Origin of the sequence: Rhodoplanes roseus (assembly GCF_003258865.1) — a bacterium.
Taxonomy (GTDB): Bacteria; Pseudomonadota; Alphaproteobacteria; order Rhizobiales; family Xanthobacteraceae; genus Rhodoplanes; species Rhodoplanes roseus.
The window spans coordinates 1-1,192 of sequence record NZ_NPEX01000583.1; the positions used below are offsets into that span (position 1 = coordinate 1).

At 73.9% G+C, this 1,192-nt stretch carries 2 protein-coding genes; both read right to left on the reverse strand.

Annotated elements, in window-relative coordinates:
• On the reverse strand, window positions 1-545 hold a 545-nt coding region (locus CH341_RS31405; protein WP_111423631.1), incomplete at its 3' end, for a DUF1254 domain-containing protein.
• Window positions 542-1,123 carry a DUF1214 domain-containing protein gene (locus CH341_RS31410; RefSeq protein ID WP_111423633.1) on the reverse strand — a complete coding sequence of 194 codons (582 nt, stop codon included), beginning with the start codon at window positions 1,121-1,123 and terminating at the stop codon, window positions 542-544. The genes CH341_RS31405 and CH341_RS31410, both read right to left, overlap by 4 nt.
• Between the last annotated feature and the right edge of the window lie 69 nt (window positions 1,124-1,192).

The following is a 1,192-nucleotide window of genomic DNA, read 5'->3' on the forward strand; positions in this document are numbered from 1 at the left end:
TATGGCTGCGGCGTGCACTTCGCCGCCGAGACGGCGGCGGCGGCCATCGGGCGCAGGCCGGGCTCGACGGCCAGCGCCCGCACCACGATCAGGCCGGTCGGCGTCGGCGACTCGACGATCAGCCGGTCGGCCGCCGTGACGTCCTCCTCGGGCGGCAGCGCGTCGCGCTGCTTGGTCGTCATCAGGTCGAGCTCGATCATCCGGCGACCGGCGGCGCGGTCGTTGATGGCATAATAGGCGACGCCGGTGCGGGTGTAGAACGTCACCGAGGTGTAGGCCTGGCTCACCGGCGCGGTCAGCTTGATGGCGCCCGAGCCGAGGTCGTAGCGGCAGACCGCCGCCGCGAAGGCCGGGTCCATGAACGGCACCGCGGCCGCCTCCGGGGTCGGCTCCGGCAGCAGCGTGAAGGTGTTGACCCCGGTCATCGGCTCCAGCCGCGCATAGGCGTCGCGGGTCGCCGCCTTGGGCAGCCACAGCACGGTGCCGAAATGCACGATCCCGCCGAGGATCACGCCGGCCAGGAGCCACAGCAGCCAGCGGATCATGAGCAGATCTCCGAGGCCGTGACCGAGGGCATCGGCGCCTCGCGCTCGGCCCGGGTCGCGATCCCGACCGGGGTGTCGTAGATGCGCAGGACCAGCAGGTAGCGCTCGACCCCGCCGGTCGGGAGCCAGTTGCCGGGCCGGGCGCGCGGCGCCACGACGATCTCGAACGTGCCGTCGCTCTTGCGCACCAGCTCCTGGCTGGTGAAGCCGTAGCGGCCGAGCGAGTTGGCGATCAGGGCGCCGTCCGGGCGGTACAGCGTCAGCGTGAAGAAGCGCGCCTGCGGCGTGGTGCCGGCGATGCGGACCTCGCAGCGGCCGTCGAGCGGCCGGCCCTTGTCGTCGCCGCGCGCCACGAAGGCGACGCCGTCGCCGAGCCCGACCGGCAGCAGCCCGCTGCGCGACACCGCGGCGCGGGCGTAAGGATCGATCTCGGCGCTGCCGCCGCGCGGATAGGCCGTCCAGGCGCCGAGCGTCACGGCGCCGAACGCGACCCCGCGGGTCAGCGCCAGCCAGGTCGAGCCGAGCCCGATCGCCGCGGCCACCAGGAGGGACAGAAGGGCACCGATCAGCAGCCGCACGGGAGTGTCCGCATCTGGTTGTCACCCTCCCCTGGAGGGGGAGGGTCGGGGCGCGCCGACGGCGCGCGC